At 70.9% G+C, this 24,153-nt stretch carries 31 protein-coding genes and 1 tRNA gene; 13 read left to right on the top strand and 19 right to left on the bottom strand.

The genetic code is table 11. The annotated features are described in order from the left end of the window. The first annotated feature begins 92 nt into the window (after positions 1-92). Positions 93-263 carry a hypothetical protein gene (locus ACNYC2_RS01985; RefSeq protein ID WP_419705445.1) on the top strand — a complete coding sequence of 57 codons (171 nt, stop codon included), beginning with the start codon at positions 93-95 and terminating at the stop codon, positions 261-263. A gap of 78 nt (positions 264-341) precedes the next feature. On the opposite strand, the gene ACNYC2_RS01980 is transcribed toward ACNYC2_RS01985, so the two are convergent. Next, the gene (locus tag ACNYC2_RS01980) at positions 342-749 is read right to left on the bottom strand and encodes a DUF6766 family protein (protein ID WP_419705444.1); all 408 of its coding nucleotides are present in this window, start codon (positions 747-749) and stop codon (positions 342-344) included. A gap of 232 nt (positions 750-981) precedes the next feature. Here ACNYC2_RS01980 and ACNYC2_RS01975 point away from each other — a divergent pair, with 232 nt between their 5' ends. Continuing rightward, positions 982-1,863: a manganese catalase family protein gene (locus ACNYC2_RS01975; protein WP_419705443.1), complete on the top strand. Its 882-nt coding sequence runs from the start codon at positions 982-984 to the stop codon at positions 1,861-1,863. Positions 1,864-1,957: 94 nt separating this feature from the next. Here ACNYC2_RS01975 and ACNYC2_RS01970 read toward each other — a convergent pair whose 3' ends face one another. Then, on the bottom strand, positions 1,958-2,404 hold the full coding sequence (locus ACNYC2_RS01970; protein ID WP_419705442.1) for a DUF4383 domain-containing protein: 447 nt from the start codon (positions 2,402-2,404) through the stop codon (positions 1,958-1,960). 155 nt (positions 2,405-2,559) lie between these two features. Here ACNYC2_RS01970 and ACNYC2_RS01965 point away from each other — a divergent pair, with 155 nt between their 5' ends. The 4 genes from ACNYC2_RS01965 to ACNYC2_RS01950 all read left to right on the top strand — a co-directional run bounded on the left by ACNYC2_RS01965 (position 2,560) and on the right by ACNYC2_RS01950 (position 4,508). Beyond that, positions 2,560-3,258, top strand: a complete 699-nt coding sequence (locus ACNYC2_RS01965) for a haloacid dehalogenase type II (RefSeq protein WP_419705441.1) — start codon at positions 2,560-2,562, stop codon at positions 3,256-3,258. A gap of 117 nt (positions 3,259-3,375) precedes the next feature. Beyond that, the gene (locus ACNYC2_RS01960) at positions 3,376-3,822 is read left to right on the top strand and encodes a hypothetical protein (RefSeq protein ID WP_419705440.1); all 447 of its coding nucleotides are present in this window, start codon (positions 3,376-3,378) and stop codon (positions 3,820-3,822) included. Beyond that, positions 3,819-4,010: a helix-turn-helix transcriptional regulator gene (locus ACNYC2_RS01955; RefSeq protein WP_419705439.1), complete on the top strand. Its 192-nt coding sequence runs from the start codon at positions 3,819-3,821 to the stop codon at positions 4,008-4,010. The genes ACNYC2_RS01960 and ACNYC2_RS01955 overlap by 4 nt, the downstream gene beginning before the upstream one ends. 114 nt (positions 4,011-4,124) lie before the next feature. Next, complete coding sequence (locus ACNYC2_RS01950; RefSeq protein ID WP_419705438.1) at positions 4,125-4,508, top strand: zf-HC2 domain-containing protein; 384 nt, start codon at positions 4,125-4,127, stop codon at positions 4,506-4,508. A gap of 45 nt (positions 4,509-4,553) precedes the next feature. On the opposite strand, the gene ACNYC2_RS01945 is transcribed toward ACNYC2_RS01950, so the two are convergent. Continuing rightward, positions 4,554-5,123, bottom strand: coding sequence for a GNAT family N-acetyltransferase (locus ACNYC2_RS01945; protein WP_419705437.1), 570 nt, complete (start codon positions 5,121-5,123; stop codon positions 4,554-4,556). Positions 5,124-5,274: 151 nt separating this feature from the next. On the opposite strand from ACNYC2_RS01945, the gene ACNYC2_RS01940 reads away from it, so the two are divergent. Together ACNYC2_RS01940 and ACNYC2_RS01935 are read left to right on the top strand one after the other, a co-directional pair. Beyond that, positions 5,275-6,600 (top strand): glycoside hydrolase domain-containing protein, encoded by a 1,326-nt coding sequence (locus ACNYC2_RS01940; RefSeq protein ID WP_419705436.1) that lies wholly within the window; start codon positions 5,275-5,277, stop codon positions 6,598-6,600. Positions 6,601-6,620: 20 nt separating this feature from the next. Then, a complete protein-coding gene (locus tag ACNYC2_RS01935) occupies positions 6,621-7,490 on the top strand; it encodes an alpha/beta fold hydrolase (protein WP_419705435.1) in 870 nt (289 codons plus the stop codon). Positions 7,491-7,542: 52 nt separating this feature from the next. Here ACNYC2_RS01935 and ACNYC2_RS01930 read toward each other — a convergent pair whose 3' ends face one another. After that, complete coding sequence (locus ACNYC2_RS01930) at positions 7,543-8,340, bottom strand: SDR family NAD(P)-dependent oxidoreductase (RefSeq protein WP_419705434.1); 798 nt, start codon at positions 8,338-8,340, stop codon at positions 7,543-7,545. Positions 8,341-8,449: 109 nt separating this feature from the next. Between ACNYC2_RS01930 and ACNYC2_RS01925 the strand changes: the two genes are divergently transcribed. Then, entirely contained in the window at positions 8,450-8,908 is a 459-nt protein-coding gene (locus ACNYC2_RS01925; protein ID WP_419705433.1) for a MarR family winged helix-turn-helix transcriptional regulator, read from the top strand. On the opposite strand, the gene ACNYC2_RS01920 is transcribed toward ACNYC2_RS01925, so the two are convergent. The 8 genes from ACNYC2_RS01920 to ACNYC2_RS01885 form a co-directional block, all read right to left on the bottom strand. Beyond that, the gene (locus ACNYC2_RS01920) at positions 8,909-9,937 is read right to left on the bottom strand and encodes a DUF418 domain-containing protein (protein WP_419705432.1); all 1,029 of its coding nucleotides are present in this window, start codon (positions 9,935-9,937) and stop codon (positions 8,909-8,911) included. 117 nt (positions 9,938-10,054) lie between these two features. Next, positions 10,055-10,612 carry an AAA family ATPase gene (locus ACNYC2_RS01915; protein WP_419705431.1) on the bottom strand — a complete coding sequence of 186 codons (558 nt, stop codon included), beginning with the start codon at positions 10,610-10,612 and terminating at the stop codon, positions 10,055-10,057. A gap of 19 nt (positions 10,613-10,631) precedes the next feature. Next, a complete protein-coding gene (locus ACNYC2_RS01910; protein WP_419705430.1) occupies positions 10,632-11,294 on the bottom strand; it encodes a GAF and ANTAR domain-containing protein in 663 nt (220 codons plus the stop codon). A 100-nt stretch (positions 11,295-11,394) separates the two neighbouring features. Continuing rightward, a complete protein-coding gene (locus tag ACNYC2_RS01905) occupies positions 11,395-12,837 on the bottom strand; it encodes a CopD family protein (RefSeq protein WP_419705429.1) in 1,443 nt (480 codons plus the stop codon). 59 nt (positions 12,838-12,896) lie between these two features. Continuing rightward, a complete protein-coding gene (locus ACNYC2_RS01900; protein ID WP_419705428.1) occupies positions 12,897-13,466 on the bottom strand; it encodes a DUF305 domain-containing protein in 570 nt (189 codons plus the stop codon). Positions 13,467-13,566: 100 nt separating this feature from the next. Next, the gene (locus ACNYC2_RS01895; RefSeq protein ID WP_419705427.1) at positions 13,567-14,034 is read right to left on the bottom strand and encodes a hypothetical protein; all 468 of its coding nucleotides are present in this window, start codon (positions 14,032-14,034) and stop codon (positions 13,567-13,569) included. Between the two features lie 109 nt (positions 14,035-14,143). Then, positions 14,144-14,965 (bottom strand): C40 family peptidase, encoded by an 822-nt coding sequence (locus ACNYC2_RS01890; RefSeq protein WP_419705426.1) that lies wholly within the window; start codon positions 14,963-14,965, stop codon positions 14,144-14,146. A gap of 110 nt (positions 14,966-15,075) precedes the next feature. Beyond that, positions 15,076-15,537: a hypothetical protein gene (locus tag ACNYC2_RS01885; protein ID WP_419705425.1), complete on the bottom strand. Its 462-nt coding sequence runs from the start codon at positions 15,535-15,537 to the stop codon at positions 15,076-15,078. A 142-nt stretch (positions 15,538-15,679) separates the two neighbouring features. On the opposite strand from ACNYC2_RS01885, the gene ACNYC2_RS01880 reads away from it, so the two are divergent. Beyond that, complete coding sequence (locus ACNYC2_RS01880) at positions 15,680-16,171, top strand: N-acetyltransferase family protein (RefSeq protein ID WP_419705424.1); 492 nt, start codon at positions 15,680-15,682, stop codon at positions 16,169-16,171. 3 nt (positions 16,172-16,174) lie between these two features. Here ACNYC2_RS01880 and ACNYC2_RS01875 read toward each other — a convergent pair whose 3' ends face one another. The 4 genes from ACNYC2_RS01875 to ACNYC2_RS01860 all read right to left on the bottom strand — a co-directional run bounded on the left by ACNYC2_RS01875 (position 16,175) and on the right by ACNYC2_RS01860 (position 19,665). After that, on the bottom strand, positions 16,175-17,221 hold the full coding sequence (locus ACNYC2_RS01875) for a hypothetical protein (RefSeq protein WP_419705423.1): 1,047 nt from the start codon (positions 17,219-17,221) through the stop codon (positions 16,175-16,177). 104 nt (positions 17,222-17,325) lie between these two features. Beyond that, positions 17,326-18,087, bottom strand: a complete 762-nt coding sequence (locus ACNYC2_RS01870; protein ID WP_419705422.1) for an ABC transporter permease — start codon at positions 18,085-18,087, stop codon at positions 17,326-17,328. Then, positions 18,084-18,911 (bottom strand): ABC transporter ATP-binding protein, encoded by an 828-nt coding sequence (locus tag ACNYC2_RS01865; RefSeq protein ID WP_419705421.1) that lies wholly within the window; start codon positions 18,909-18,911, stop codon positions 18,084-18,086. The genes ACNYC2_RS01870 and ACNYC2_RS01865 overlap by 4 nt, the downstream gene beginning before the upstream one ends. A 94-nt stretch (positions 18,912-19,005) precedes the next feature. Continuing rightward, the gene (locus tag ACNYC2_RS01860) at positions 19,006-19,665 is read right to left on the bottom strand and encodes a DUF4097 family beta strand repeat-containing protein (RefSeq protein ID WP_419705420.1); all 660 of its coding nucleotides are present in this window, start codon (positions 19,663-19,665) and stop codon (positions 19,006-19,008) included. Positions 19,666-19,898: 233 nt separating this feature from the next. Between ACNYC2_RS01860 and ACNYC2_RS01855 the strand changes: the two genes are divergently transcribed. Beyond that, positions 19,899-20,633 carry a helix-turn-helix domain-containing protein gene (locus ACNYC2_RS01855; RefSeq protein WP_419705419.1) on the top strand — a complete coding sequence of 245 codons (735 nt, stop codon included), beginning with the start codon at positions 19,899-19,901 and terminating at the stop codon, positions 20,631-20,633. 81 nt (positions 20,634-20,714) lie between these two features. Continuing rightward, entirely contained in the window at positions 20,715-21,164 is a 450-nt protein-coding gene (locus tag ACNYC2_RS01850) for a hypothetical protein (RefSeq protein ID WP_419705418.1), read from the top strand. 111 nt (positions 21,165-21,275) lie between these two features. On the opposite strand, the gene ACNYC2_RS01845 is transcribed toward ACNYC2_RS01850, so the two are convergent. The 3 genes from ACNYC2_RS01845 to ACNYC2_RS01835 all read right to left on the bottom strand — a co-directional run bounded on the left by ACNYC2_RS01845 (position 21,276) and on the right by ACNYC2_RS01835 (position 23,241). Further along, positions 21,276-21,348, bottom strand: a tRNA-Ala gene (locus tag ACNYC2_RS01845). A gap of 102 nt (positions 21,349-21,450) precedes the next feature. After that, complete coding sequence (locus tag ACNYC2_RS01840; protein ID WP_419705417.1) at positions 21,451-22,569, bottom strand: hypothetical protein; 1,119 nt, start codon at positions 22,567-22,569, stop codon at positions 21,451-21,453. Between the two features lie 60 nt (positions 22,570-22,629). Continuing rightward, on the bottom strand, positions 22,630-23,241 hold the full coding sequence (locus ACNYC2_RS01835; RefSeq protein WP_419705416.1) for a GNAT family N-acetyltransferase: 612 nt from the start codon (positions 23,239-23,241) through the stop codon (positions 22,630-22,632). Positions 23,242-23,468: 227 nt separating this feature from the next. Here ACNYC2_RS01835 and ACNYC2_RS01830 point away from each other — a divergent pair, with 227 nt between their 5' ends. Further along, positions 23,469-24,119, top strand: a complete 651-nt coding sequence (locus ACNYC2_RS01830) for a 5-formyltetrahydrofolate cyclo-ligase (protein ID WP_419705415.1) — start codon at positions 23,469-23,471, stop codon at positions 24,117-24,119. The last annotated feature ends 34 nt before the right edge of the window (positions 24,120-24,153 follow it).

Raw genomic sequence — 24,153 nt, 5'->3', positions numbered from 1 at the left:
TCTGGATGCGAGCCCGACGCCGCCGCCGTAGCGTCGGAGCACAGTCCAGAGACGCCGTTGAGGGCCGCCGTCGGGCCCTGGAGGGAGCCGGAATGAGCGAGAGCGAGAGCAAGAGCGAGGACCGGAAGGACGTGCCGGATCCCGAGGACCGGAGCATCACCGGCGCCATCCCGGCGGACGACGAGATCTCGGACGGGGAGACCGGCCAGCACCCCGAGGACAACCCGGACAAGGAGGGTGAGGACCGGTTCGACGCCGGCTGAGCCCCGAGGACCTGGGACATCGCGAGGGCCCGACCTGATGAGGTCGGGGCCCTTCGGCGTATCCGGAGCAGCGAAGCCTCAGGAGCTCTTGCCGTCCGCGCGGTCCTTCACCACACGGTCCAGGCTCTCCGGGTCGATGCCGCGCTCCTCCAGGAGGGCATCGATCTTGGACTCGACGCGTTCCTCGCCCTCACGGGACTGCGAGGAACCCCAGAAGTAGAAGAGCATCAAGCCGGCTGCCTGCCAGACGAGCTGGAGGAACTCCGACTGCCAGTTCTCGAACGTGGACGAGAGGAACTGTGGAAAGAAGTCGGACCAGGTGAACTCCGAGCCGTGCTCCGCGGCGTCGTTCCGCACCGCGATGGCCTGGAAGACGAACTGGCCGACCCACGACACGATGAAGAAGATCCCTGTGACGATGCCGAAGGAATAGGCACGGTGGAACCTCGGGCGAGACTTCGCTTCATCCGTAGAGCTGTCAACCATGGCAACCAACCCCCTCTATAGACGTCGATATTGGTCACGCTAGGCCGAGGTGAATCGGCTCGCACGAGGAACCGTCTCGGGCTCAGATTCCGGAATCTGAAAAATCCCCAGGCGTCCGCGCGACCCCGCGCCGGGCCCGTGTGCGAGTGGTCGAACCGCACACAGACAGTGGATCTGCCGCCCGCGACCGCGGGTGGCTCCACCTGATGGACCGTCTTGAGGGAGTACCGCCATGTTCTTCCACCGCCAGGAGCTGCAGCACACGGTCAAGCCAGACAAGCCCGACGCCGTCTACGCCCGCAAGCTGCAGGAGGTGCTCGGTGGCCAGTACGGCGAGATCACCGTCGCCATGCAGTACGGGTTCCAGTCGTGGAACGCGCACATGCCAGGGAAGTACCGCGACCTGCTCTACGGGATCGGCGCCGAGGAGATGGGCCACGTCGAGATGCTGGCGACGATGATCGCGCAGCTGCTCGAGAAGGCACCGCTCGGTGTCACCGAGGGAGCGATGCAGGACGACCCGACGGTCGGCGCGATCATCGGCGGCACCGACCCGCAGCACGCCATAGTCGCCGGCGCGGGCGCCCGTCCGGTCGACTCGAACGGGAACCCGTGGTCGGCCGGGTACGTCACCGCCAGCGGCAACATGCTCGCGGACTTCACGGCGAACGCGAACGCCGAGATGCAGGGCCGGCTCCAGGTCGCCCGGCTCTATCACATGACCGACGACGCGGGTGTGCGGGACCTCCTGTCGTTCCTGCTGGCGCGCGACACGATGCACCAGAACCAGTGGATCGCGGCGGCGGCGGAGCTGCGCGAGGAGGGCATCGAGGACCTGCCGGTGCCCAGCACGTTCCCGGTGAGCAAGGAGGACCGCGCGGTGTCCTACCAGTACATCAACTTCTCGGACGGCCAGGCCGCGTCGGAGGGAAGCTGGGCGAGCGGTCCGACGCCGGACGGCAAGGGCGAGTTCGAGTACGTGGCCGAGCCGCCGGCCGGCGTGCCGGCCCCGCCGCCCACCAAGCCCGACGTGCGCTTCCACGGGACCACCGGGCGCCCGGAGACGCTGGAGAAGGCGGCTGGCGCAGTACAGGACGCCCTGCACAAGGAGTAGTCGTCCGTCGTCGTGGTGCGGCAGCGCAGTCCTGGACCGCGCTGCCGCCCCCTGACGCCAGGGCGGTCACCGCCCACTCGCATCCAGAGCGCGATCAGAGCTGTCGCGGTCCGGGTGAGGTGCTCCCGGCGCCCCGGCGAGGCCAGAGCGCGATGGCCAGCCCCGCGAGGACGCTCAGGATGTGCAGCCAGTTGTCCGCTGCGTTGATGTTGAGGAAGTTGATGTCCGGGTTGTTGACCGCGACCAGGCCGTACACGAACGCCGCGCCGTACCCGATCACCAGCAGCCAGCCGAACGTCCGTGCTCGGCTCGGCGAGGACCACATCGTGACGCCGAGAAGCCCGATCAGGAGGTGCACGATGTTGTGCAGGGGGTTGATCGCGAACCCGAGCAACGTCTGGTCGTGGTCGTGCTCCGCGAAACCGTCGAACCCGGTCACGAAGAATCCCGCGATACCGACCAGGAGATAGACCACGCCGATCGTGAGGGCGAGCCACTGGTGTGGTGCCCGGACGCGCGTCGCGTGCGTGGATTGCGTCATGGCGTTTCTCCGTTCCGTGTGGTTACCAGTACAAACACATTGGGCATGAGTCGGTCCACTCGCACTTGACGCGAATCCCCCACTGGCGACCGCGCTCGGCCGGCGCCGGCCGCCCATGCCAGTCGGCCCGCAGCACGTTCATCTACGGTGGAGAGATGGAACCTGCGACGGAAGGGACCGCCCGGCCGACCCTCGTCTTCGACGTCCTTGGCACCCTGGTCGACCAGACCGGGAGCATGGAACGGCGCGTGACGGCGGTGGCCGGGATCGACAGCGGTGCGGCAGCGGAGGTGGCCGGCCGGTGGCTCGGACACGTCGCCGAGCAGGAATGCGCGATCGTCGAGGGCCGGCGCGCTTTCGTACCCAGTCATGAGCTGGACGGCGAGGCACTGAGCGTGCTGGTTCGCGAGGACCTGCTGCCGCCTGACGCCGCCGCACGGCTCGCCGACGCGTCCGAGCGGCTGGAGCCCTGGCCGGACAGCGTGACCGGCCTGGACCTGCTTGCCGCCGACTTCACGGCGCTCGGCCTGTCGAACGCGAGCCGCCGGGTGCTGGCCGGCATCAGCACGAACGCCGGGCTGCGGTGGCACCAGGTGCTGTCGAGCGAGGACGCGCGCACGTACAAGCCGGACCAGGCGATCTATGCGCTGGCGACCGACAGCGCACCCACCGGATCCGGCACCCCGGTCATGGTGGCCGCGCACGCCTGGGACCTGCGGGCCGCCGCGAAGGCCGGCATGCGGACGGCCTACGTGCCCCGGTCCGACGGCGACCCGCCCGGCCCGGACGACACGTTCGACCTGCGGGCGACGAGCCTGCTGGACCTGCACGCACAGCTGCTCGACCTGGGCTGAGGACGGCCCGACGGAGACGGGTGCGACTCCCCCGGCACTCCTGCTGGCGTCGGCGAGTCAAGCGTGCTTTACTTCTGATACGAGTAAAGCACACTTGACAAACAGCGGAGGCGAACGATGGTCGACCCGACCGGCACGGCACCAGGCACGCGGCACGCACCGATCTCCCACTACGTCCTGGCCGGTGTCTTCGCCGCCGTCGCGACCATCGCGGTCGCGCTGCTGGTGGGCGCGACCAACCCCGGCGACTTCTGGCTCGCGGCCGGTATCGGGGCGATGTGCACGGCCTACCCCGCCCTGTCGCTCGGGGCCAGGATCTTCGTCTCCGACCACACGGTGACCCGCGACGTGCACGGCGCCGAGAGCGCCGAGTCGCTCTGGCTGAAGCAGGCCGGCGCGGGCGCCTTCCTCGACGTCCTGGTGGCGACGGTGGTGGCCGCCGTCGTGCTCATGTTCGGCAGGTTCGACGTGCCGGCCCTACCGGCTCTGCTCGCCGTGATCGGGCTGGGCGTGGTCGACGCGGGCCTGCGCTACGCCGTGATCCGGCACCGCTCGCTCCGGTGAAGAACGACGTGGCGGCCCGCCGCCTGGAACGCAGGTGGACCCAGGCCGACCTGGCGAGCGCCCTGGGCGTCTCACGCCAGACCGTGATCTCCATCGAGCGGGGGCGGTTCGACCCGTCGCTACCGCTGGCCTTCCTGATCGCCCGGACCTTCGGCTGCGCCATCGAGGACGTCTTCACGCCGGACTGACTCAGTCTCTACAAAGGGCATATCACACCCAAATTTCGATGTATCCACATCCACAGTAAAACTAGGACCCAGCCGGTCAAAACCGGACGCCGTGCGCACAGGGGGCTGGGACGCGTGACGATCGCCATTGACCTGGGTATCGATGACCTGCGCGCGGTCCTCGACGCCGAAGGTGAGGCCAACGGTTCCATGGCGGACTTCCCGCTGCCCGACCAGGTCCGGACAGGAGCGACACCCCGTGTCGCCCATCTCCGTGCCGTCACCGGGCCCGAGTGCCGCTCCACGCGCGCCGCCATGCACGACTACCTCGGCCGGCACCTTCCGCCTCGCCGCGCGCGCCGCCTGGAGCTCCACCTGGACGGCTGTGCCGAGTGCATCCGCGCGTTCATCGACATCCGCGAAGCCTCCTGGGCACGTCGCACGGTGATCGACTCGGAGACACTGACCGTCACCCGCGCGGACGTCTCCGAGCGGCTCGGGCCGCGCCGCCGCCGGTAGCCCGGCGACCTTCGGTGCGGGCCGCCGGCCGGCTCGCCCGGCCGGTCACAGCTGTTTCGCCAGGAACAGCGAGTCCCCGTGCACCTCGTCGCGCTCCACGCGGCCGGTCTCGGCGAACCCGAGCTTCGCCAGCACGCCGAGCGAGGCGACGTTCCAGGCCCGGACCGTCGCCCAGAGACGTCGGTAGCCCGACTCGTGCGCCCAGCCGAGCACCGCCCGCGCGGCCTCCGTCGCGTACCCGTGACCCCAGGCCCGGCGCAGCAGCTCGTAGGCAAGCTCCGGCTCGTCGTCCGGCCCGTGGGTGCTGGCGATCAGCCCGCAGTAGCCGACGACGTCACCGGACCCCTTGCGCTCTGCCGCAAGCAGGGCGAGAGAACCTGATCGCGGCTGGCCGCGGATCCAGCCCTCGACGTCTTCGAGGCTGGGGCGACCGTCGGCGTCGATCCGGCGGTGCGGTGGGACCCGCGGGTCGCGCTCGGTCCACATCTCACGCTGTACCGCGGCCTCGGACACCCGCCAGGGCCGCAGGAGGAGGCGATCGGTCTCGAGCACTGTCTCCTGCTCCTCAGGGACGTGCTCCTGAGAGACGTGCTCCCGCGACGTGGGATCTTCCATGGCGGCGACGGTAACAGGCACCCCGACGCCGGACGCGGAGCGGGTGAACCCCGAAACTGCGCCGGAGATCGGGGCATTCGTCCCTCGCGCAAGGACGCGAACAGGCGCACACTTTCGACAGGACGACCGGTCCGTCAGCAGGAGGTGCGCCATGGCCGCCAGACACACGATCCTCCGCGCTGCAGCCGTACTCGGCAGCAGCCTGGCGATCCTCCTCGCGGGGCTGACAGTCCCCGCGGCCGCCGAGCCCGAGACCCCTGTCCTGTACCCGTCGGGCTCGACGGTGACGCGCGCCGTCGGCCTCGGGTTCGACGCCTGTACCGCGCCGTCGCTCGCCGCGCTGCAGGCCTGGAAAGGCACCTCGCCGTACAGCACGGTGAACATTTACTTCGGCGGCAACAACCGCGCCTGCGCACAGCCCAACCTGACCTCGGCCTGGGTCCGCGACGCCGTCGCGGGCGGCTGGAAGCTGCTGCCCACCTACCTCGGCTACCAGCCGTACTGCATGTTCGGTGACAAGCCGAACCTCTTCACCGCCGACAACGCCACGACCCGGGGAACCTCGGACGCCAGTGACGCGGTCACGCAGGCCAAGGCGCTGGGCCTGCTGCCGGGGAGCGCCCTGTACGCGGACATCGAGCACTACGACCGCGCGGTCTCGTCGTGCCGCACCGCGGTGCTCAGATACGTCTCGGCGTGGACGAAGAAGCTGCACCAATCGGGGTACCTGGCCGGCGTGTACGTCCATCAGGACTCAGGGCTGCGCGACCTCTCCGACTCGTACGACTCGACCACGTACGCCCGCCCGGACGCGGTGTGGATGGCCCGCTGGGACGGCAGCTCCGCGCTGACCGGCTGGCCGACCGCGCCGAACTCGCACTGGGCCGACTACCAGCGGGCGAAGCAGTACCGCGGCGACCACGACGAGACGTGGGGCGGGGTGACCATCAACATCGACTCCGACTCCCTCAGGGCGCCCGTCGCCACCGTCGCACGCACCTACAGCGTGACGAGCAGTACGTCGCTGAACGCCCGCACCGGCCCGTCGCCCACCTACCCCGTCGTCCGCTCCTACTCGCCGGGCGCCTCACTGTCCGTGATGTGCCAGACGACGGGGCAGAACGTCCACACGACCTCCGTGTGGAACCGGCTGACCAGCGGTGCGTGGGTCAGCGACTACTACGTCTCGACGCCGTCGAACACCGGGTTCACCCGGTCGCTCCCGCGGTGCATCTACCCGGGACAGGTGACCACCTCCTCGCTCAACGCCCGCACCGGGCCCGGGACCTCGTACGCGATCACCGGAAGCCCGCTGCCACGCGGCGCTCTTGCCCACGTGGTGTGCCAGGACCAGGGCAGCACGGTCGGGAGCACGAGGGTGTGGAACAAGCTGCGCGACGGTCGCTGGGTCAGCGACTACTACGTCTCGAACCGGTCGAGCAGCACCTGGAGCGCACCGGTCCCGCACTGCCCGTGACGCTTCGATAATCTCGAGGCGTGTTCGCGGGATTCGCTACCGAGCAGGTACAGACAGACGGTGCGTCCGTCTTCGTCCGGCATGCCGGGTCAGGTCCGCCTGTCCTCCTCCTGCACGGCCATCCGCGGACGTCGGCGACCTGGCACCGCGTGGCTCCCCGGCTCGTCGACGCGGGCTTCTCCGTGGTGTGCCCCGACCTCCGCGGATACGGCAGGTCGCGGGGCCCCGCGGCTGACCCGGAGCACACCGCGCACTCGAAGCGGGCGGTCGCCAGCGACATGCTCGCGGTCATGCGGCACCTGGGCCACGAACGGTTCTGCCTGGCGGGCCACGACCGCGGAAGCTACGTGGCGCTGCGGCTGGCCCTCGACCATCCGCGGGCGGTCGAGCGGCTGGCGCTGATCGACTGCGTACCCATCAGCGAACATCTCCGCCGCGCGGACGCGAGGTTCGCCACGGAGTGGTGGCACTGGTTCTTCTTCGCCCAGCCGGACATCCCGGAACGCGTGATCAACGCCGATCCGGTCGCCTGGTACGGGCCGAACGTCGACCCTGCCGCCATGGGCGCCGAGAACCACGCCGAGCTCATGGCCGCGGTAGCCCGTCCGGAGGTGGTGCGCGCGATGCTGGAGGACTACCGCGCCGGCCTCACGGTGGACCGCGCGCACGAGGAGGCGGACCGCGCTGCCGGCCGGCGGGTCACCGCGCCGCTCCGCGTCCTGTGGTCGCTGCGGGACGACATCGAGGACCTGTACGGCGACCCCCTGGTCATCTGGCGCGAGTGGGCGGACGACGTGGACGGGTTCGGCATCGACTCAGGGCATCACGTCGCCGAGGAGAATCCGGCGGACCTCGCGCGGGCCCTGGCCGGTCACTTCCGAGGCCGCTGACCCCGGGCCGGCGAGGGCGGAGCGCCGGGCCAGGGGGCCGGCGGCCTGCCGGTCAGCCCTGGTACCGGCTCGCCAGCGCGGGCGTGATGTTCCCCGAGGCGATCTCCAGCTCGGCCTGCGCCAGCCGGTCGAGCGGACCGAGGTCCTCGAGCCCGGGCAGGCAGACGACCTCGCCACGCGTGAAGCTCGACCAGGTGGCCGTGGCGACGTCCTCGGGGGACATCGCGACGGGAACACGCGAGGCGCCGTCGTTCCACTCGGACGAGACGAGCCCGGGGCACACCACGGTGGCGTGCACCCCGGTGCCGTCCAGCTCGGTGGCTAGAACACGAGCGAACGCGACGAGCCCGGCCTTCGCGCTGACGTAGAGAGCCCGCTTGGGCATGGCAGGGCCGCCTCCCGCACGGGGCGGAGCCCCCGCGCTGAAGGCGAGGGTCGAGGACACGGCGATGATCCCGCCGTGTCCGCGTCCGAGCATGCCGGGCAGTGCCGCCCGCGCGAGGAACGGCGTCGCGTCGGCGTTGAGGGTCCAGGCATGGTCCAGGTCCTCCGGGGCGATCTCCTCGAACGGCCCGTACGCGCTGACCCCCGCATTGGAGACCAGCACGTCGATGTCCCCGGCGGCGGCCCGGACGGCGACCTGCTGGATGCCGGCGCGCTCGGAGAGGTCGACCGAGATGATCTCGCTCGCCGCGCCGACGTCCGCCAGTTGCTTCTCGAGCATCTCCAGCCGTTCGCGGCGGCGAGCGACCAGGACCAGGTCGTACCCGTCGGCGGCCAGCGTCGCCGCCATGGCCTCGCCGATCCCGCTGCTTGCTCCGGTGATCAGGGCGACAGGCCGGTCTGCCATGGTCGCGCTCCTCGCGGTTCGGGTGGTGTCCGTCATGCAATCCAATATAGGCAAACGCATTACTACTATCAAGCGTTTGATGCTACTGAGATGCTTGTAACATGACGCCATGACACGGGACGACGACGAGCCGGTGCGCGGCGACGCTCCGGGCAGGGTGCTCTGGGCCCTGCGCCGGGCCGAGCTCGCGGCCCGCACCCTCAAGAACCAGCAGCTGCGCCCGCTGGGCATGGCGGCGGCGCACTACTCCTTGCTCATGCTGGTGCACACCGAGCCCGGCCTCACCGGGGCCGAGCTGGCCCGCCGGCTCGACGTCACGCCCCAGGCGGTCGCATCCCTCGTCGCGCGCCTGGACGACAAGGGGCAGCTGGAGCGCCGCGCGCATCCCCGCCACCGGCACATCCAGGAGCTCCACCTCACCGACGCGGGCCGGGAGGCCCTGAAGGCAGCGGACGGCGCGATCGCCACCATCGAGGACCGGATCACCGACCGGTTGGGACCCGACGAGGCGGCCCGGCTGGTGCGGCTCCTCGACGACGTGATCGACGCCGTCCGCGACACGGAGTGATCAGCGTGCTCCGGACCGGCGCAGCGCCGCGGGCCGCAGCCAGGTGACGCTGCGCCACAGCCACTCGACCGGGCCGTAGACGAAGGACCTGAGCCAGAGGCGGCTGAGCACGGACTGCACGGCGATCACCACGAGCGAGAGCACGACGACGGGCGCCACGCTGGTCAGCTGGCCGAAGTCCCACACCCGCGCGACCAGAGCCATCACGATCGCGGCCCCGACGTAGTTCGTCAGCGCCATCCGGCCCAGCGGCTCGAACACCGCGGCGATCGCTCGCCGCGCGGGCGTGTGCCACAGCAGCGCCAGACCTGTCACGTACAGCACGGCCATGACCAGGCCCGCGATCCCGCCGGGGTTCGTGAACCGCGGGTCGCCGGGAGCGGCCGTCAGCTGCCAGATCAGGGCCGGCACGGTCAGCACGGCGGCGACCGCGAACGCGATGGCGACGGTCTTGCGCGAGGTCTCGAGGACGCGGGGCAGGCCGAGGGCCGCAGCGCCCGCGCCGAGCAGGATCAGTCCAGGCGTAGCGGCAAGCCCTCCGCCGAACATGGCGTATGCGACGCCCGTGAGCGCGACGCCGGCCCCGAGGGTCACCCAGCGCGGCGCGAAGTGGACGACCGGCAGCATGAGCAGGCCGACGACTGCGTACTCGAGAAGCACGTTCCCGGGGTAGACGAGCATGAGGAGCCCGCCGATGGCAGCGAGCCCGAGCATACGGCGGACCAGCACGAGGCCTGGGCGCCGGGACCGGTTGCGGGCGCCGTCGAGCACTATCCACAGGCTCATGCCGAACAGGAAGACGAAGCTGGGCACGAAGCGAGTCTGGACCGTGAGGAAGAGCGCGTCCTGCACCGGGTCCTGGACGATCGCGCCGCCCGCCAGGATGCGGTCCATCCCGGGGCTGATGATGTCGACCGCGTTGACCAGCAGGATCCCGAGGACCGCGAACCCGCGCAGCGAGTCGATGAAGCGCCAGCGCTGCCGCGTCTCTGCCCGCGGAGCCGCTGCGAGTGCAGTGGTTGTGCTCATGCCTACCATCCAAGCGATCCGGATCCCGCCGGTCGTCAGCCCACGGGCCCAGGTTCGGTGGTCACGAGCTACGGGTAAACCCTGTGCGCCGCCCGCTTGTACGTCAGGGGTTGTCCGTCAGAGGTTGGGCCCTGAGCCCTGTCCGCGGTAACGAGCGAGGACCTCGCGCGCCAGCGCCGCGGGCTCCCGGCCTTCGACGTGCAGCCGGAGGCTGCTCGGCAGGTGCGGCAGGTGCCGCGAGTAGGCCTCGTGATCGCCGCGGAGGAAGGTCGGATCCTGGCTGATCCCGCGTCCGGAGTCGGCCCTCGCCCGGGCGAGGGAGGCGTCGAGGTCGGCGGTCAGCACGACGTGGAAGACGTCGGTGCCCTCCGGCACCTGGTCGAGCACCTGCCGCACCTCGGCCGGGTTCGAGGTGCCCTCGTCGACCACTACGTCGGCGCCGGTCCGCAGCCAGGCGCCGACCAGCTGCGCGTGGATCCCATGAGCCCACTCCCAGCTCGGCAGCGTCGGCAGCGCCATCTCCGCAACCGTGTCGAGGTCGGTGAGCGCGACCGAGCAGCCCTCCTGGCGGAGCAGCCGCGCCAGCTCTCCGGCGAGCGTGCTCTTGCCCGAGGCGATCGGCCCGCTGATCATGACCAGCCGGGGAGGCGTGTGGTCCTGGGTCGTGTCATCCACCCGCCGATCGTGTCACGGCCTACTCGTCGTACGAGAACGTCACGCGGCGGTCGAGCACGTCCTGAGCTGCGGACAGCAGGCTCGTCGACCGTGAGAAGGCGCGCGCCCGGATCATCGCGGAGGCATCGTCAGGGCCGATCCCCAGCTGGGCCACGACCATCCCGACGGCCAGGTGGAAGAGGCTCCGCTCGGACCAGTCGAGCAGCTCCGCGTTACCCAGCAGGACCGCCCCGACGGCGTCGGCCACGACTTGCAGGCCCTCCGGGCTGCGGGCCTGCGGCTGAGCGGTCACGTACAGACTGACGGCCCCGATGACATGGCCGTCCCCGCGCATCGGCACCGCATACAGCGTCGGCTCACCGACCACCGACCCGGTCAGCTGCGAGAAGACGGGGTACTCGTCCACCGACGTGCCGATGCGCACGCCCACCAACCGGTCCTCTGCCATCGCCTGGGGCACCGGACCCTCGCCCAGCACTTCCTGGAGCGGCTCGAGGCCCTCGAACACGCCCGGCGTGCTGACCGCGGCTTGTTCTCCCGGGCCAGCCGAGACGGTCAGTGCCCCGCCCTGCGCCTGAAAGGTATGGACGTACGCCTCGCACAACCGTGTCAGCAACGGACGGCTGTCGTCGGACTCGGCGAGCTTCCGTACGAGCATGCTCAAGAGTTCCGGTGGGTCCATCGGTCCGCACCTCCCCTGCCCCCACCCTCACTCTTGCATCACGACTCTCCAGTCGCATTGCCTGATTTGTCGCCGCGCAGGAGCAAGCCGGCCGACTGGTTCAGTCCTGGACCGACGCGGCGACCAGCCAGGCCGTGAGCAGCACGATCACGACCATCAGCGTGGTCTCGCGTCCCGCGCTGCGCAGCAGCATGCCGCCGGCCCTGTGGGAGCGTCCGGCATGCCGCACCACCCCGCGGCGTCGGGCCGTGAGCCTTGGCACGACGCGGAAGTGGTTGTACGCGCCGATCACGCCGACCACCAGGACGACACCGACCTTGGCCAGCAGCAGGAGTCCCCAGCTGCTCTGCCAGAGCTGCTCCGGTCGGTCGAGGATGCCGACCGCCAGCACCACCCCGGCCACACCGACGACCGTGACGGAGAGGGCAGCCACGACGGAGAAGCGGGCGGCCATCAGCGGGGCGTCGAGGTCGTACCCGTTCCGGTGCCGGGCGCGCAGCAGGAGACCCATCGAGACGACGCCGCCCACCCAGGTGGCGGCCGCGGCGAGGTGTGCGACGTCGGCGGTCACGACGAGCCATCGCGGCTCGACGGTGTTGCTGTGGCCGCCGAGCACGTGCCCGGCGCCCACCAGCACGGCACCGATCACGGCGAGCCACGAACCGCGCAAGGTCCGCCGGGCGCCCACCGCGAGCGCGACGGCACCCACAGCCTGCAGACCGACCTCCCGGAGGGTGGTGCCGGTGAGCGAGTCCGAGACTGCCGACGGTGAGACGGCCGCGGCGAGGTCGCCGTGGGCGACGAACACCGATCCGGCCAGGACCCGGAGGACGAGGCCGCCGAGGATCAGCACTCCGGCCCAGCGGGCGAGCCGCAGCACCACCGGCGCGTCCGCCTCGTCGCGCCCGCGGAGCACGAAGGCGGTGAACGCCAGGGCACCGGCGGCGACCAGCCCGCTCCACAGCGTGACCGCGCTGCCGAGCCGGGCGACCGCCGCTGCGGCGTCGGTCGCTGGGCTGTCCATCGCGGACGGTTCGTGGCCCATGTCGTGGTCCATGCCGCTCATGTCGTGGCCCGCGCCGGGGCTCGCACCCGCCGACGACGTTCCTGTGCCTCCGGTCGTCGGCTCGCTCGGGCCCGCGCCCGCCGCGGCGCCGGCGACGACGAAGCCGAAGGTGCCCTCCAACGGGTGGCCGTCCTGGGCCGCCGCCGTCCAGGTGACCGTGTAGTCGCCGGCGGTCAGTGCCTCGGACGGCGTCGCCACCAGGGCCAGGCCGTCCTCCGCCGCGGCGACGTCGGCGACGACGGCGCCCTCGGGCCCGTCGATCACTATCCCCTTGCCGAGCTGGCTCACCGGCAGGGTGAACCGCAGCGTGACCTCGGTGACCGGGCTGTCCGACGTCGACCCGGCGGCGGGTGCGGAGGATTCGAGCCGGGTGTGTGCGGTGGCGGACGGCGCGCACCACAGCGCGAGCACGAGCGCCGCGAGCACCCCGAGGGCCGCCCGGATCACGACCGAGCCGGAGCGCGAGGTTCGGCGCATGTGCGGACTCCTTCACAGCAGGGTGGTGCGCCGGCGTGTGCCGGCGCACCACCGGAGGGTCACATCGAGGTGAGGAGGTCCTCCATCGTCGCGATCTCGGCCTGCTGCGTGTCGACTATCGTCTGCGCCATCTCTACCGCGCCCGTGTCCTGACCGGACTCGATCTCGGTCTGCGCCATCTCCACCGCGCCCTGGTGGTGCGCGATCATCTGCTCCAGGAACAGCCGGTTCGCCTCGGGGCCTGCGGCGTCGGCGAGCGCCTGCATGTCCTCCTCGGACATCATGCCGCTCATCCCGGCGTGGCCCGAGTGCTCGGCGGTGCGCTCGGCGCCCCAGGTGTCCAGCCACTGGCCGAGCTCCTCGATCTCGGGCGCCTGGGCGGCCTTGATCTGGGTGGCGAGCTCGGTGATCTGGGGGTCGACGTCGGGCTTGGCCAGGACGACGTCGGCCATCTCGATCGCCTGCTCGTGGTGCGGGATCATCATCTGCGCGAACATGACGTCCGCGTCGTTGTGCTCTGCGTGCTCGCCGGCCACGGTCGTGGTGTCCTGCGCGGGCTCCTCGCCTGAGCAGCCCGCGAGGGCGAGTGCTCCGGCCAGGACGATGACAGACATAACGGTGCGCTTCATGGGTCTTCCTCTAGCTCGTCTCTGGGTAGCAGTCACTGACCCGGCCGTGCTGGGCACGGCAGGGCTGCGGGGTCGGCGCGGGTGGGCGCCGAGCCTGGGTCTACGTCCGGGAGATACAGAGCTCGTGCAAGGAAGGTGCGGCGACGGCACGGACACCGACCAGTGCCGGCGTGAGGGCCGTCGCCAGCTCGAGCGGGGCCCGCCACAGCAGCCGGCGCGCGGGCACGACCAGGGCCAGGAGCGCGACGAGGACCATGAGGCACATCGCCGTCGCGAGACCGTCGCCGCAGCATCCCTCGCAGTCGCCCGCGCCCCGTTCGCCGTGGCCGTCCAGCGCCTCCGCCACCGGCCTGACGACGGCGGTGGTGACGGCGGTGACGGCGCTGGTGGCCGGCTCCGCGACGACCACGGGGGCCTCGTGCGGCGCGGCGTGCGAGTGCATGGTCGGTGACCCGCTCATCGAGTGCATGATGACCACGCCGACGATCACCGTCAGGATCGCCAGCACGCCGACCGGACGCCGGCGAGGCCCGGCGACCGTCGAACGAAGAAGCGAGATCACGCGCACGGCACGGAGGCTATCCCACCGCCGATGGGGATGAAACCACGGCTGCGAACCGCGCTGCGCCCTGCCGGCGCGAGGGGCGGCGCGACGTCCGCCCCTCGCGCCGGGCAGGTCAGCCAACGCGCAGGACCACCGGGTTGGACTGCCAGACCTGGGTGTACCGGACGGACTTGCCCGGCACCGGCGCCTCGATCTGCATGCCGTCACCGGCGTAGATCGCGATGTGGCCGGGCGACCAGAGCAGGTCACCGGGCTGTGCCTGGGACCAGGGCACCTCGGTGCCCGCGTACCGCTGCTCGGACGACGTCCGGGGCAGGTTGATCCCGACCTGCGCGAAGACGTAGGAGGTGAACCCGGAGCAGTCCATCCCGGCCGGCGTCTCGCCGCCCCACAGGTACGGCACACCCAGGTACCGCATCCCGATGGACACGATGGCCGATCCCTGGGCGGACGCCGGGATCTCCACGGCAGCAGCGGCCTCCGCGGCTGCGGCCGCCTCGGCCTCCGCCTCCGCTTCGGCCTCTGCGGCCAGCTCCGCCTGGTACTCCTCGTTCTCTTCGGCGGAGACCACGGAGACAGCGGCGGTCTCGACCTCCAGCCTGGCGTCGGTGGCGACCGTCACCACAGGGGCGGCGGCGACGGACTCCTTGGCCTGGGTGGTCAGGGCGTTGAGGTCGGCCGTGTCGAGCGTGCCGCTGACGGCCTTGCCGGCCAGCGACGAGCTGACCTCTGTGGCCGGGGCCGCCTGGGCAGACGGGGCCACCAGGGACAGCAGGACGCCGGAACCGGCTGCTGCCGCCACGGCGGTGCGGCCGGCGAACGCGGCGGCCTGCTCGGTGGCGGTCCGGGCGACGTCGGCCAGGACGGGGCGGCGCGCCGCCCGGTGACGACCACGGCCGCGCACGGCCGGGTTCAGGTTGAAGCTGGGCTCCATGAAAGCTGGGACCTTTCGGATCGGAGTAGAACCACACGCGCGGCCCGAGGTTCGGGGCGCGCTGAACCGGTCGACACCTGGATGGGGTGGTGTCGACGGGACGTGGTGGTCTACGTCCGGGAGATCCCGAGGGCGTGCAGCGACGGCGCTGCGGCTACGGCCAGTCCTGCCGGCTCCTTCGGGCTGTGCTGCGTGATCTCGGGCACCAGCCACTGCATGGCGAGGGCAGGAGCCCTTGCCAGGTCGATGGAGGGCGACACGGTCCGATCGGCCCGTGCGGTCACCGGGCGGTCCTCGGCGCAGTGGTTCGGGCCCTCGCCGTGGTGGCCGTCGCCGTGCTGTCCGGGAGCAGCGCCGGTGACCTGGTCCGGGGCGGTCGCCGCGGCCTGAGCCGCGTGCTGCCCCGCCGCGCCGTACGCGGACGTGCCGCCGTGGCCGGCGTCGTCCAGGTGGACGCCGCAGACGGCCTGCACACCCAGGACCACGAGCACCAGGAACATGGCCGTCAGGACGCTCGTGAGCGCACGCCGAGGAGCGGCGAGCGGCGAACGGGCGGCACGTGTCAGGTTCATGGCGAGCCCAAGAGTAACGGAATGGACACGCTGGGAGGCAACCACCCCTGTCATCGCGAGAGGCGACGGGCCTCGACCCGACATGGTCAGGCGCGGTGAATTCCGGTGCGGGCCGCATCGTGCGTCTGCGAGCATGCGCGCTGTGCAGACCAGTGACTTCGCCGTCCGCCGCGCGGTCCACTCCGATGCCGCCGCGGTAGCCGAGGTATGGCTGCGCTCCTTCGCGGCGGCACTTCCGGGCGTGCGCCGAGCCCATACGGACGACCAGGTCCGGTCCTGGTTCCGCGAGGTGGTCGTACCCGGTCACGAGACGTGGGTGGCGACGGTCGAGGGCTCGGTGGTCGGGATGATGGTGGTGGACGGCGAAGACCTGGACCAGCTCTATCTCGACCCCGCCTGGCAGGGCCAGGGCATCGGCGGGCGGCTCGTGCACCTGGCGAAGCAGCTCTCTCCGGCCGGGTTGGCGCTGTGGACGTTCCAGGTCAACGAGCCGGCACGTCGCTTCTACGAGCGGCACGGCTTCGTGTCCGCCGAGTACACCGACGGTCACCACAACGAGGAGCACGAGCCGGACGTGCGGTACGTGTGGCGCCCCCGGGGCCGCACGACCGGCAAGATCGTGCTGACGGTGTGACCGCTACGAGTCGGCCGCGCGGCAGATCGGGTCCTGCCACCGCGCCGTCGTCCCGGCCTCGGCGCGGGCGGCGACCAGCGCGGACATGAGCGAGATCTCCTGCCCGCCCGACTCGCTCGTCGGCGTCTCGACGGGACAGACCGCGCGGCCGACGACGTTCCTGGTGGGGATCTGCTCCAGGGCGCCGTCGTCCCGCAGGAGCAGCAGGCTGACGTCGTCGACGTTCACGACCATGCCGTCGTGGTACCTGGAGCTCGTCGCGCCGGATGTCCCGAGGCCCTCGACCACCACGCGCTCGTTGGGCAGCCACCGGGAGGAGGCGACAGGCTCCCAGAGCGACCACAGCAGGAGGAGGACGAGCAGCAGCGTCGGGTAGGTCCGGTCAGCGAGCCGGATCCAGCCCGGCGCCTCGTTGGCGCGCGCCAGCACGAAGAGCGTCACGGTCACCGCGCCGATGACCTGGTAGAGCAGCAGGAGCAGGTCGCCGCTCACGGCGGCGGAGACCAGCCCGATGAGGAACGCCAGCGCCGCGAACACGGCCAGGGCGCCACCGGTCCACAGGCTCGTCCCGGCCGCTCGGCTCCTGACGTTCAGCTCGCCGAGCGGGAGGCCGTCGATCCGGCCGCTGACCCGGAGGTCGAGCCGCCGCATCCAGGAGACCCAGGCGTAGAACGCGAAGATCGCCACGGACGCCGCCGGCAGGCACAGGATGCCCGCCACGACAAGAACGGCGAACGGGTCGATCCGGCCCGGCCGGGCCCGGATGCGGCGCTGCAGCACGACGCCGAGCACGGCGACCGTCGCGACGAGGTCGGTCCAGGTCGCCAGGACGAGACTCAGCGGATTGACGTGCTGGATGACGGCGAGCGTCGCGTTCGGGTCGCCGCGCGTGATCGACCAGACGTTGAACGCGATGAGGACGAACGGCGCGATCGGGATCACGGCCAGGAACAAGGGGTCCTTGACCAGCGCCCCGACGCCCGTCTCGCCGCCGGCCCCCGGCGGCGTGCCGATCTCACCGGACCGGTCGATCGCACGCTCGTCGGACATGGCGAAGAACATATCGGCAGGACTGCCGCGGCTGAAGAGCCGGGTGCGATGACGACGATGCCCCTCCGTCTCACGGGGAGACGGAGGGGCTTGTCCGGTTCGTCCTAGCTGATCTTGCGGCGGTAGGCCGACATCGCGAAGAAGTACGCGATGGCGAGGATGCCGACGCACCACCCCAGCGCCACCCAGATGTCGGTACCCACCGGCTGCTGGGCCAGCAGGTCCCGGACCGTGTTCACGATCGAGGTGACGGGCTGGTTCTCGGCGAACCAGCGCACCGGGCCGGGCATGGTCTCCGTCGGGACGAAGGCCGAGCTGATGAAGGGCAGGAAGATCAGCGGGTAGGAGAAGGCGCTGGCGCCGTCCACGGTCTTGGCCGACAGGCCGGCGATGACCGCGAGCCAGGTCAGGGCCAGGGTGAAGAGGACCAGGATGCCCGCGACGCCGAGCCAGGCCAGCACACCGGCGCCGGAGCGGAAGCCCATCAGGAGGCCGACCAGGACGACGACCACCACCGAGACGATGTTGGCCACCAGCGACGTGAGCACGTGCGCCCACAGCACCGAGGAGCGAGCGATCGGCATGGACTGGAACCGCTCGAAGATGCCGCCCTGGAGGTCCAGGAACAGCCGGTAGGCCGTGTACGCGATGCCCGAGGCGATGGTGATGAGCAGGATGCCGGGCAGGAGGTAGTTGACGTAGTTGTCGGTGCCGGTCTGGATGGCGCCGCCGAAGACGTAGACGAACAGCAGCATCATCGCGATCGGCGTGACCGCCGTGGTGACGATGGTGTCGGGGCTGCGGAGGATGTGGCTCAGGGACCGGCCGGTCAGGACGGCGGTGTCGCCGAAGAAGTGCTTGCTCATGACTGCTCCTTGCTGGACTCGTCGCTGGATTCCTTGCCGGCCTTGCCGTTGGTGCCCACGAGCGTGAGGAAGATGTCCTCCAGGGAGGGCTGCTTCTCGACGTACTCGACCTTCGCCGGGGGCAGCAGCGCCTTGAGCTCGGCCAGGGTGCCGTTCGCGATGATGCGGCCCTGGTGGAGGATCGCGATCCGGTCGGCGAGCTGCTCGGCCTCGTCGAGGTACTGCGTGGTGAGCAGGACCGTGGTGCCCTGCTCGGCGAGCTCCGCGACGACCTGCCAGACCTCGATGCGCGCCTCGGGGTCGAGGCCGGTGGTGGGCTCGTCGAGGAAGATGATCGGCGGGTTGCCGATCAGGCTCATCGCGATGTCCAGCCGACGACGCATGCCGCCGGAGTACGTCCCAGCCTTCCGCGATCCGGCGTCGACCAGGTCGAACCGGGCCAGGAGGTCGTCGGCGATCTTGCCGGGATCCTTGAGGTGGCGCAGCCTGGCGACCAGGACGAGGTTCTCCCGACCGGTCAGGACCTCGTCGACCGCCGCGAACTGCCCGGTCAGGCTGATCGACTCCCGGACGCGCTGCGCGTCCTTGGTGACGTCGAACCCGAGGACGGTCGCCGTGCCGGCGTCCGGCCGCAGCAGCGTCGACAGGATCCGCACCATCGTGGTCTTGCCCGCTCCGTTGGAGCCCAGCAGCGCGAAGATGCTGCCCCGCGCCACCTCGAAGTCCACACCCTTCAGGACGTGCAGGTCCTTGTAGGACTTCTCGATGCCCTGTACCCGGATCGCAGGTTCGCGCCCCGCTCCGGTCGTTGCCTCGGTACTCATCTGATTCCCTCTCGTCACGTTCTCGAAGTTCCGGGTCACCCCGCCTGCCGGGCCCGGCCGCCGTGGCGGCCGGGCCGGGCCAGGCCGGTCGTGCTCAGAGGCTGCGTGCGGCGATGTCGCCCTTGACGGTGGTCGCGTGGATCTCCACCTCGGCGGCACCGGTGTTCTTGAGCGCGTTCTCGATCCGGCCCATGGAGGTGCCGGCGTCCAGGGAGGCGGAGACACCGGTGGCGACACCTACCGTCACGTTGCCCGCCTGGGTGCTCAGGACGACCTTGCCGCGGGCCGCCTCGGTGATGTTGATGTCGCCCTGCATGGTGCTGATCTCCGCGGGACCGTTCAGGCGGCCGACCGAGACGTCGCCGGCCTGGGCGGTGAGCTCGACGCTCGCCGCCTCGTCGAGCTTGATCTCGCCGTAGGCCTCGTGCGTGACGTCGCCGAACCGGCCGACGCCGCGCAGCTCGGCGGTGGCCGCCTTGCCCTCGACGCCGGAGCCGGCAGGAAGCTGGACGGTCACCTCGACGGCCCCGGAGGCGCCGAGGATCTCGTGCTTCACCGGCGTCACGATCCGCAGGACGCCGTCGGCGTACTCGACGGTCGTCCGCTCGGCGGCCTGCACGTCGCGGCCCTTGCCGGCGTCCGCCGGCAGGACCTCCACCACGGTGTCGGCGCGGTCGGCGGCGATCAGCCGTACCCGTGCGGCGGGGATGTCCAGGACGACGGAGATCGGGTTGAGGGTGTCGAAGTTCTGCATGGTGTTCAGCTCCTGTGCTCGGTGGTGCTCGTGCTTTCTGATGTCGGAAACGCTACGTTGCGTTTGCAGATCGGGCAACACTCTTGTTGCGTTGACACCTTGTTTGTGCAGGTCAGAGCCCATAAATCGTTGCGCATCATAGGAAATTAATGCAACGTGATCCTCGGCTTGCGTTGCATTGGTGAACGATGAACGCTATTCTGGGTACCTCACGGAGCAACAAGGAGATCGCTATGCCGGGCGGCAGGCTCACCAAGCAGGAACGCCAGCAGATCGCGCTGGGTCTGGCCGACGACCTCGCTTACGCCGAGATCGCGCGACGCCTTGACCGGCCTACCTCGACGATCACGCGCGAGGTGCTGCGCAACGGCGGACCCGCCGACTACCGCGCCGACCTGGCCCACCGGGCCGCCGAGCGCCGCGCCCACCGGCGCAAGCAGGCGACACCCCGTGGGCAGGAGGCAGCCCCGCAGGCCCACGGACGCGACGCCGAGGCCGTGCGCGAGTTCGAGGAGTCCTTCACCACCCTCTTCATGCAGTCGGGCGTGCCCCGCATCGGCGCCGGGGTACTGACCTGCCTCCTCACCACCGACGCGGGCAGCGTCACGGCGGCCGAGCTCGCCCAGCGTCTGGACGTGAGCCCCGCGTCCGTCTCCAAGGCGATCTCGTTCCTCGAGGGCCAGGGCCTCGTCCGCCGCCAGCCGGGCGAGGGTCGCCGCGAGCGCTACGTCGCCGACAACGACGTCTGGTACCAGTCGATCATCGGCACCGCGCAGTCCAACGCACAGCTCGCCACGTCCGCGCGACAGGGGGTCAGCGTCCTCGGCCGCGACACCCCGGCCGGCGAACGGCTCGAGAACATCGCCCGCTTCATGGACTTCATCAGCGAGAGCCTGGTGCGCGCGGCGGCACAGGCTCGCGAGATCCTCCACACGAAGTCCGTGGCACCCTCGGACGACCAGTCCTGAGAGCCGGTCGGGACCGCGGATTCCGCGGTGACGTCCCTACCGCGGACCCCTGGCGATACCCGCCCGGGGTACCCTCGTGGCGTGACCACCACTCCTGATCCTCGGGGGCGTCCCGCTGAGATCCCCGGCCTGACCGCCTGCAGCCTCTGCGCCGGCGAGACCCTCGGTGGGCTGGACCCGCTGCCCGGCGGCCAGCTTGCGCGGCTTGAGCGCCTTCAAGCACACGGGTCGGCACGCCTGACGTTGTCCGAGTGCCTCGACGAGTGCAACCGCGGTGATGTTGTCATCGCTCGGCCCAGCTCCACCGGCCGCGCGAACGGCGCGCGGCCCGTCTGGTTCGAACGCCTCGCGGGCGAACAGGCTACCGACGCGCTGGCTCGCTGGCTCCAGGACGGCGGGCCAGGCCTGGCCGCCCTGCCCGACGAGCTCACGTCCCACGTCATCAGGCGGGCGCCGTCCGTCGAACCGGCTGGTCCCAACGGGGTGGAGGAGTCTCACCCGAACCCCCTCGTCGAGTGCGCGCGCCCGTGACCGTGCACCCGATACCCAACGCGCGCTCGTCGGCCCGGCTCTGGGTGCCGTGCGGGGAACGTCGAAGGCCGCTGACCTGCTCTTTCGAGCGGATCAGCGGCCTTCACCGGGTGGAGCTAGGGGGATTCGAACCCCCGACCTCTTCATTGCGAACGAAGCGCGCTACCAACTGCGCCATAGCCCCTCGGACTGCAGAAGAGTAGCACTTCACCTCAGGTGATCCGCAACTTCTTCCGGTGTCGCGCGGGTCACGGGTACGTGACCCGCGCGACACCGACCGGCACCATCACCCGGCAGCCCGGCGTCGCGCCAGGATCTCCTCCAGCGGCTTGCCCAGCGTCTCGGACTTCATGCGCGGCGGCTCGCCCCGGATGAGCTCGTCCTCGGCGGCAGGGTCGGCCCCGGCCCGGGCGGAGCCGGACACGGGGATCGACGGCGGCAGCACCGCGCCGGACCCCGGCTGCCGGCCCGGAGCGCCCGCCGTCGGACCAGAAGAACCCCTGGACGCCGTCGACGAAGCCGGAAGCGCCGCCGGCTGACGCTGCGGCGCAGCCGGCTTGGTCACGTAGGTGGGCAGCGGGACGGGGACCGGGTCCCAGGCACGCCCGCTCGGCGGCTGCTCCCGCTTCGCCGGCTCCTTGACCTCTGCCGGACGCTCCTCCTGCACCTCGTCCTCGACGGGCACCTCGATGACCTTCGGCTTTGCCGGGCCGTCGAGGATCTCGTCCAGCACGTCCTTGCGGACGACCCGTGGGATCGCCTGCGTCTGCGTGCTCGAGCCGTGGGTCGCCAGACCGGTGACCTGCGCCCGGTTTCGCGGCGCGTAGGGCCCACCGTTCGCGAGGACGCGAGCCTGCGTGGCGCGCTGCCGCGCCGCCCGCACGGTCGCCTGCCACCGGGCGTCCGCCCGCCGGGCCGCACGGGCCGCACGACGGCCCAGGAACAGCACGAACAGCAGCATCGCGGACGGCACGACGGCCATGCCCCAGTGCAGCCGGTCGAGACCGACGAACACCCAGGCAGCGATGCTGCACACCATCAGGAACGCGGAGACGATGAGACGACGTCGGGCGCGTGCGGCCCGCCGCGCGCGCCGCTCGACCCGGCGGATCCGCTCCGCCGTCAGCGGGCGGCCACGGACCATGATCTGGAGCGGGTGCCCCTTCGGGGTCGGGCGGGCGACGCGCGGCACACCCTGCCCGGTCCCCCGCGGCTTGCCGTCAGTAACCATCGCCCCTCCTTTCCGTCCGGAGCCACTCATCGCGACGATGCGCAGCCCTGCCGAGAACCGGTCGGTCACCCGCGCGTCGGCGAGCTCTGACCGGTAACGCACCAGGCTTGGCAACCAGTAGCCCAGCCACAGGACGAACAGCGCTACGGCTGTCAGTCCTGCGGTCGATTCCACGACACGACGTTAGGCGAGCATTGCCACACCCACCGGCACCACGCGCGGCGTGTCCCGCCGTCAGAGCGCGTCCCGCAGGCGCTGCCAGCGCGCCAGCAGCCCCTCCGGGACCTCCTCGCGGGTGACCGCGAAGGTTCGGTGGTCCCGCCACTGGCCCTGGATGTGCAGGAACCGCTCGCGCACACCCTCGTCCCGCAGCCCCAGCTTCTCGACCACACGGAGGCTCGGCTTGTTCTCGGGCCGGATGTTGATCTCGATGCGGTGCAGCCCCAGGAAGAACGCGTAGTCGGTGGCCATCGCCACGGCCGTGGGGATGACGCCCCGGCCGGCCACGCTCTCGCTCACCCAGTACCCGATGCTCGCCGAGCACATCGATCCCCACGTGATGGAGGAGACCGTCAGCTGCCCCACGAGCGCGCCGTCGAGCTCCACGCCGAACGGGAGCGACGTCCCCGCACGGGCCTGCGCGGAGAGCGAGCGCACGTACTCACCGAACGTCGAGGCGATGTACCGGTTCGCACCGGGCGCCGTCGCCTCCCAGCGCTCGAGCCAGGCTGCGTTCTCGGCCCGGAGCCGGGACCATTCGGTCGCGTCCCGCCGCCGGAGAGGGCGCAGCACGACTGCACCTGCCGACGTGTCCTCGCGCAGCGTCACCGGCCATGGCTTGGCCACCGTCCACCCCTTAACAAACTTTCCCGTCGTGCCTTCTGGCACGTCCGACTTGCTCGACGGCATCATCGTTCGCCCCTTGCCCCGTTCCAAGACGAATCCCGGCGTTGGAGTGGGTCTACCACGCTCGGTGGTGTGGGACCCGTCGAGCAGCCGCTCGGTCATGTTCTCGCCTTCTTCGTACGCTGTTCGTAACAATCTTGTCTCGGAGTCTTGGCACAATAGCGGTCATGAGCGGCATCTCTGTTCCGACGCCACAGCCTTACCCCGTCCTACCCGGGATGGAGACAGGTGACGCCAAGGAAGAGCTCCGCCGCGCGATCCGCGCGCAACGCGGCCATCGGTCGGCCCGGCAGCGGGCCCAGGCGGCCGAATCTCTAGCGGACATCATCGAGTCAATTCCCGACGTTCGCGACGCGGGCTGTGTTGCGGCCTACGCGGCGCGGAGCGCCGAACCCGGCATGCTGCCGCTCCTGGACCGCCTCATGGACCGCGGGGTCCGCGTGCTGCTTCCCGTGCTCGGGGCCGGCCTGGCCCGCGACTGGGCCGACTACACCGGCTCGCACGACCTCCTCGAACGCGCACCGGGCCGACCGCCCGAACCCGGCGGCGCCACGCTGGGCACCGACGCCATCAAGCTGGCCGACGTCGTCCTGGCGCCGGCTATCGCGGTCGACACCCGTGGGGTGCGGCTCGGCCAGGGCGGCGGCTGGTACGACCGGGCGCTCACGCACCTGCGGCCGGGGGCGAAGGTGATCGCCGTCGTCTTCCCGGAAGAGGTGTACGACGCCGCGGACCACCCGCTACCGCTCGAGGAGCACGACATCCGCGTGGACGCCGTCGCGACGACGACCGACTGGCGCCTGCTCGGCCAGAGCTAGGCCGCTCGACCAACGGGACGGCTCGACCGACGGA

It is taken from the genome of Promicromonospora sp. NFX87 (assembly GCF_048564965.1).
Lineage (GTDB): Bacteria > Actinomycetota > Actinomycetes > Actinomycetales > Cellulomonadaceae > Promicromonospora.
The sequence above is the reverse complement of the archived record's forward strand: the minus strand, read 5'-3'. Positions and strand labels throughout refer to the sequence as shown.

Coding starts and splice junctions, on each gene's coding strand:
- ACNYC2_RS01985 (WP_419705445.1), top strand. CDS start 93: ATGAGCGAGAGCGAGAGCAAGAGCGAGGACCGGAAGGACGTGCCGGAT.
- ACNYC2_RS01980 (WP_419705444.1), bottom strand. CDS start 749: ATGGTTGACAGCTCTACGGATGAAGCGAAGTCTCGCCCGAGGTTCCAC.
- ACNYC2_RS01975 (WP_419705443.1), top strand. CDS start 982: ATGTTCTTCCACCGCCAGGAGCTGCAGCACACGGTCAAGCCAGACAAG.
- ACNYC2_RS01970 (WP_419705442.1), bottom strand. CDS start 2,404: ATGACGCAATCCACGCACGCGACGCGCGTCCGGGCACCACACCAGTGG.
- ACNYC2_RS01965 (WP_419705441.1), top strand. CDS start 2,560: ATGGAACCTGCGACGGAAGGGACCGCCCGGCCGACCCTCGTCTTCGAC.
- ACNYC2_RS01960 (WP_419705440.1), top strand. CDS start 3,376: ATGGTCGACCCGACCGGCACGGCACCAGGCACGCGGCACGCACCGATC.
- ACNYC2_RS01945 (WP_419705437.1), bottom strand. CDS start 5,123: ATGGAAGATCCCACGTCGCGGGAGCACGTCTCTCAGGAGCACGTCCCT.
- ACNYC2_RS01940 (WP_419705436.1), top strand. CDS start 5,275: ATGGCCGCCAGACACACGATCCTCCGCGCTGCAGCCGTACTCGGCAGC.
- ACNYC2_RS01930 (WP_419705434.1), bottom strand. CDS start 8,340: ATGGCAGACCGGCCTGTCGCCCTGATCACCGGAGCAAGCAGCGGGATC.
- ACNYC2_RS01925 (WP_419705433.1), top strand. CDS start 8,450: ATGACACGGGACGACGACGAGCCGGTGCGCGGCGACGCTCCGGGCAGG.
- ACNYC2_RS01920 (WP_419705432.1), bottom strand. CDS start 9,937: ATGAGCACAACCACTGCACTCGCAGCGGCTCCGCGGGCAGAGACGCGG.
- ACNYC2_RS01910 (WP_419705430.1), bottom strand. CDS start 11,294: ATGGACCCACCGGAACTCTTGAGCATGCTCGTACGGAAGCTCGCCGAG.
- ACNYC2_RS01905 (WP_419705429.1), bottom strand. CDS start 12,837: ATGCGCCGAACCTCGCGCTCCGGCTCGGTCGTGATCCGGGCGGCCCTC.
- ACNYC2_RS01900 (WP_419705428.1), bottom strand. CDS start 13,466: ATGAAGCGCACCGTTATGTCTGTCATCGTCCTGGCCGGAGCACTCGCC.
- ACNYC2_RS01890 (WP_419705426.1), bottom strand. CDS start 14,965: ATGGAGCCCAGCTTCAACCTGAACCCGGCCGTGCGCGGCCGTGGTCGT.
- ACNYC2_RS01885 (WP_419705425.1), bottom strand. CDS start 15,537: ATGAACCTGACACGTGCCGCCCGTTCGCCGCTCGCCGCTCCTCGGCGT.
- ACNYC2_RS01875 (WP_419705423.1), bottom strand. CDS start 17,221: ATGTCCGACGAGCGTGCGATCGACCGGTCCGGTGAGATCGGCACGCCG.
- ACNYC2_RS01870 (WP_419705422.1), bottom strand. CDS start 18,087: ATGAGCAAGCACTTCTTCGGCGACACCGCCGTCCTGACCGGCCGGTCC.
- ACNYC2_RS01865 (WP_419705421.1), bottom strand. CDS start 18,911: ATGAGTACCGAGGCAACGACCGGAGCGGGGCGCGAACCTGCGATCCGG.
- ACNYC2_RS01860 (WP_419705420.1), bottom strand. CDS start 19,665: ATGCAGAACTTCGACACCCTCAACCCGATCTCCGTCGTCCTGGACATC.
- ACNYC2_RS01855 (WP_419705419.1), top strand. CDS start 19,899: ATGCCGGGCGGCAGGCTCACCAAGCAGGAACGCCAGCAGATCGCGCTG.
- ACNYC2_RS01830 (WP_419705415.1), top strand. CDS start 23,469: ATGAGCGGCATCTCTGTTCCGACGCCACAGCCTTACCCCGTCCTACCC.